This window comes from Arthrobacter sp. SAFR-179, assembly GCF_059414945.1.
In genome coordinates this window covers 1-5,458 of record NZ_JBPFDM010000022.1, presented here as the reverse complement: position 1 = coordinate 5,458, position 5,458 = coordinate 1, and the positions used below count along the sequence as shown (strand labels likewise).

Here is a 5,458-nt window from a genome sequence, read left to right as displayed (position 1 = left end):
GTTGTGGTTGTGTCTGTTTTTGTTTTACTTCAACGGAGAGTTTGATCCTGGCTCAGGATGAACGCTGGCGGCGTGCTTAACACATGCAAGTCGAACGATGAACCTCACTTGTGGGGGGATTAGTGGCGAACGGGTGAGTAACACGTGAGTAACCTGCCCTTGACTCTGGGATAAGCCTGGGAAACTGGGTCTAATACCGGATATGACTGACTATCGCATGGTGGTTGGTGGAAAGCTTTTGTGGTTTTGGATGGACTCGCGGCCTATCAGCTTGTTGGTGGGGTAATGGCCTACCAAGGCGACGACGGGTAGCCGGCCTGAGAGGGTGACCGGCCACACTGGGACTGAGACACGGCCCAGACTCCTACGGGAGGCAGCAGTGGGGAATATTGCACAATGGGCGCAAGCCTGATGCAGCGACGCCGCGTGAGGGATGACGGCCTTCGGGTTGTAAACCTCTTTCAGTAGGGAAGAAGCCGTAAGGTGACGGTACCTGCAGAAGAAGCGCCGGCTAACTACGTGCCAGCAGCCGCGGTAATACGTAGGGCGCAAGCGTTATCCGGAATTATTGGGCGTAAAGAGCTCGTAGGCGGTTTGTCGCGTCTGCCGTGAAAGTCCGGGGCTCAACTCCGGATCTGCGGTGGGTACGGGCAGACTAGAGTGATGTAGGGGAGACTGGAATTCCTGGTGTAGCGGTGAAATGCGCAGATATCAGGAGGAACACCGATGGCGAAGGCAGGTCTCTGGGCATTAACTGACGCTGAGGAGCGAAAGCATGGGGAGCGAACAGGATTAGATACCCTGGTAGTCCATGCCGTAAACGTTGGGCACTAGGTGTGGGGGACATTCCACGTTTTCCGCGCCGTAGCTAACGCATTAAGTGCCCCGCCTGGGGAGTACGGCCGCAAGGCTAAAACTCAAAGGAATTGACGGGGGCCCGCACAAGCGGCGGAGCATGCGGATTAATTCGATGCAACGCGAAGAACCTTACCAAGGCTTGACATGAACCGGTAACGCCTGGAAACAGGTGCCCCGCTTGCGGTCGGTTTACAGGTGGTGCATGGTTGTCGTCAGCTCGTGTCGTGAGATGTTGGGTTAAGTCCCGCAACGAGCGCAACCCTCGTTCTATGTTGCCAGCACGTGATGGTGGGGACTCATAGGAGACTGCCGGGGTCAACTCGGAGGAAGGTGGGGACGACGTCAAATCATCATGCCCCTTATGTCTTGGGCTTCACGCATGCTACAATGGCCGGTACAAAGGGTTGCGATACTGTGAGGTGGAGCTAATCCCAAAAAGCCGGTCTCAGTTCGGATTGGGGTCTGCAACTCGACCCCATGAAGTCGGAGTCGCTAGTAATCGCAGATCAGCAACGCTGCGGTGAATACGTTCCCGGGCCTTGTACACACCGCCCGTCAAGTCACGAAAGTTGGTAACACCCGAAGCCGGTGGCCTAACCCCTTGTGGGAGGGAGCTGTCGAAGGTGGGACTGGCGATTGGGACTAAGTCGTAACAAGGTAGCCGTACCGGAAGGTGCGGCTGGATCACCTCCTTTCTAAGGAGCACCTCCAACGTCCATTGCCGGCGCATGCTGGTGGTGGTGTTGTCAGGAAGCAAGCCCGTTGCGCAGGCGATTGTTCTGCGGCGGGTGCTCATGGGTGGAATATCAACAAATAGCGGCCGCGTTGTTCTCTTCGTGTCTAGTACGGACCAGTGATGGTTTTGGAACGGTGGGTGGGGTGCGGGGTGGTTTAGTGTTTGGCACACTGTTGGGTCCTGAGGCAACAGGACCATGGGCTTTTGGCTTGTGGTGCTTTGTTTCTGGTTTCCCTGCCATGACGCCTTCGCGCACTTTGTGTGTGGGGTGTGTGGTGTGGGGTTGTTGTTTGAGAACTACATAGTGGACGCGAGCATCTTGTATAAGAAGCAATTTCCAAGATTAATGAACCTGGATCTGGCTGCGCTGTTGATGCCCTTTGGGGTGTTGGGGTGTGGTTGGTTTTCGTGGTTCTCTCGAAAATTTGTTTTTGATCTTTGTGGTCAAGTTTTTAAGAGCACACGGTGGATGCCTTGGCATTAGGAGCCGAAGAAGGACGTAGGAATCTGCGATAAGCCTGGGGGAGTCGATAACCGGACTGTGATCCCAGGGTGTCCGAATGGGGAAACCCCGTCAAGCGCGCGAGTGACTTGGTGACCCGTACCTGAACACATAGGGTGCGTGGGGGGAACGCGGGGAAGTGAAACATCTCAGTACCCGCAGGAAGAGAAAACAATAGTGATTCCGTTAGTAGTGGCGAGCGAACGCGGATCAGGCTAAACCGTTCCATGTGTGATAGCCGGCGGGCGTTGCATGGTCGGGGTTGTGGGACTTTCCATACTGTCTCTGCCGGGACAGTGGGGTGTGATGTGCGCGCATAGGTGAACGGTTTTGAAAGGCCGGCCAGAGAGGGTGTTAGTCCCGTAACCGTAATGTGTTTGTACCGCCTGTGAGAGTATCCCAAGTAGTACGGGGCCCGAGAAATCCCGTGCGAATCTGTCAGGACCACCTGATAAGCCTAAATACTCCCTAATGACCGATAGCGGACCAGTACCGTGAGGGAAAGGTGAAAAGTACCCCGGGAGGGGAGTGAAACAGTACCTGAAACCGTGTGCTTACAATCCGTCGGAGCAACCTTAGTAGTTGTGACGGCGTGCCTTTTGAAGAATGAGCCTGCGAGTTAGTGTTACGTCGCGAGGTTAACCCGTGTGGGGCAGCCGTAGCGAAAGCGAGTCTGAATAGGGCGTTGCAGTGGCGTGATCTAGACCCGAAGCGAAGTGATCTACCCATGGCCAGGTTGAAGCGACGGTAAGACGTCGTGGAGGACCGAACCCACTTCAGTTGAAAATGGAGGGGATGAGCTGTGGGTAGGGGTGAAAGGCCAATCAAACTTCGTGATAGCTGGTTCTCCCCGAAATGCATTTAGGTGCAGCGTTGCGTGTTTCTTGCTGGAGGTAGAGCTACTGGATGGCTAATGGGCCCTACAAGGTTACTGACGTCAGCCAAACTCCGAATGCCGGTAAGTGAGAGCGCAGCAGTGAGACTGTGGGGGATAAGCTTCATAGTCGAGAGGGAAACAGCCCAGACCACCAACTAAGGCCCCTAAGCGTGTGCTAAGTGGGAAAGGATGTGGAGTTGCCCAGACAACCAGGAGGTTGGCTTAGAAGCAGCCACCCTTAAAAGAGTGCGTAATAGCTCACTGGTCAAGTGATTCCGCGCCGACAATGTAGCGGGGCTCAAGTACACCGCCGAAGTTGTGGCATTCACATTTTAGCTAAGCCCTTGTGGTTCAGGCGTGTGGATGGGTAGGGGAGCGTCGTGTGGGCGGTGAAGTCGCGGTGTAAACCAGCGGTGGAGCCTACACGAGTGAGAATGCAGGCATGAGTAGCGAAAGACGGGTGAGAAACCCGTCCGCCGAATGATCAAGGGTTCCAGGGTCAAGCTAATCTGCCCTGGGTAAGTCGGGACCTAAGGCGAGGCCGACAGGCGTAGTCGATGGACAACGGGTTGATATTCCCGTACCGGCGAAAAACCGCCCATGCTGAGCGGGGGATACTAACTGCCCGAAACCTGCCCGACCGTCCTTTGGACGGAAGGGTTTTGGTGGAGCGCAGGACCTGATCCCGGGAGGCAAGCGTATTAACAGGTGTGACGCAGGAAGGTAGCCGAGCCGGGCGATGGTTGTCCCGGTCTAAGGATGTAGGGCGAGTGGTAGGCAAATCCGCCACTCACATAGCCTGAGATCTGATGGGACCCCCGTTTGGGGGGATTTGGTGATCCTATGCTGCCGAGAAAAGCATCGACGCGAGGTTTTAGCCGCCCGTACCCCAAACCGACACAGGTGATCAGGTAGAGAATACCAAGGCGATCGAGAGAATTATGGTTAAGGAACTCGGCAAAATGCCCCCGTAACTTCGGGAGAAGGGGGGCCCCAACCTTGAACCACCCTTGCGGTGGGGAGGGGATCGGGGCCGCAGAGACCAGGGGGAAGCGACTGTTTACTAAAAACACAGGTCCGTGCGAAGTCGCAAGACGATGTATACGGACTGACTCCTGCCCGGTGCTGGAAGGTTAAGAGGACCGGTTAGCCTCACGGCGAAGCTGAGAATTTAAGCCCCAGTAAACGGCGGTGGTAACTATAACCATCCTAAGGTAGCGAAATTCCTTGTCGGGTAAGTTCCGACCTGCACGAATGGAGTAACGACTTCCCCGCTGTCTCAACCATAAACTCGGCGAAATTGCAGTACGAGTAAAGATGCTCGTTACGCGCAGCAGGACGGAAAGACCCCGAGACCTTTACTATAGTTTGGTATTGGTGTTCGGAGTGGCTTGTGTAGGATAGGTGGGAGACGTTGAAGCCCGGACGCCAGTTCGGGTGGAGTCATCGTTGAAATACCACTCTGGTCACTTTGGACATCTAACTTCGGCCCGTAATCCGGGTCAGGGACAGTGCCTGATGGGTAGTTTAACTGGGGCGGTTGCCTCCTAAAAAGTAACGGAGGCGCCCAAAGGTTCCCTCAGCCTGGTTGGCAATCAGGTGTCGAGTGTAAGTGCACAAGGGAGCTTGACTGTGAGAGAGACATCTCGAGCAGGGACGAAAGTCGGGACTAGTGATCCGGCGGTACATTGTGGAATGGCCGTCGCTCAACGGATAAAAGGTACCTCGGGGATAACAGGCTGATCTTGCCCAAGAGTCCATATCGACGGCATGGTTTGGCACCTCGATGTCGGCTCGTCGCATCCTGGGGCTGGAGTAGGTCCCAAGGGTTGGGCTGTTCGCCCATTAAAGCGGTACGCGAGCTGGGTTTAGAACGTCGTGAGACAGTTCGGTCCCTATCCGCTGCGCGCGCAGGAAATTTGAGAAGGGCTGTCCTTAGTACGAGAGGACCGGGACGGACGAACCTCTGGTGTGTCAGTTGTACTGCCAAGTGCACCGCTGATTAGCTACGTTCGGATGGGATAACCGCTGAAAGCATCTAAGCGGGAAGCTCGCTTCAAGATGAGATTTCCATACACATTTATGTGTGAGAGGCCCCCAGCCAGACCACTGGGTTGATAGGCCGGATGTGGAAGCGAGGACTAACGACTCGTGAAGCTGACCGGTACTAATAGGCCAACAACTTACACCACACAGATACATACAAAACTCTGCTTGCGTCCACTATGTGGTTCCCAACCAACAACCCCCAACACCGGGGATGGTTGAACGGAACCAACACAACTGAATAACAACACCACAATGTTGTAACCACAGTTTTCCCACACCACCCGAACGGGTTGGTGACGGGTACAAGGGTTACGGCGGTCATAGCGTGGGGGAAACGCCCGGTCCCATTCCGAACCCGGAAGCTAAGACCCACAGCGCCGATGGTACTGCACCCGGGAGGGTGTGGGAGAGTAGGTCACCGCCGGACACACATTAA

General features: G+C 55.3%; 3 rRNA genes. All 3 read left to right on the top strand.

From position 1 onward, the window contains the following. The first annotated feature begins 29 nt into the window (after nucleotides 1–29). The 3 genes from ACR65K_RS20570 to rrf all read left to right on the top strand — a co-directional run bounded on the left by ACR65K_RS20570 (nucleotide 30) and on the right by rrf (nucleotide 5,449). A 16S ribosomal RNA gene (locus ACR65K_RS20570) occupies nucleotides 30–1,553 on the top strand. 483 nt (nucleotides 1,554–2,036) lie between these two features. Next, a 23S ribosomal RNA gene (locus tag ACR65K_RS20565) occupies nucleotides 2,037–5,165 on the top strand. 167 nt (nucleotides 5,166–5,332) lie between these two features. Further along, nucleotides 5,333–5,449 (top strand): 5S ribosomal RNA (rrf, locus tag ACR65K_RS20560). Together the 16S, 23S and 5S rRNA genes form the textbook arrangement of a ribosomal RNA operon. The last annotated feature ends 9 nt before the right edge of the window (nucleotides 5,450–5,458 follow it).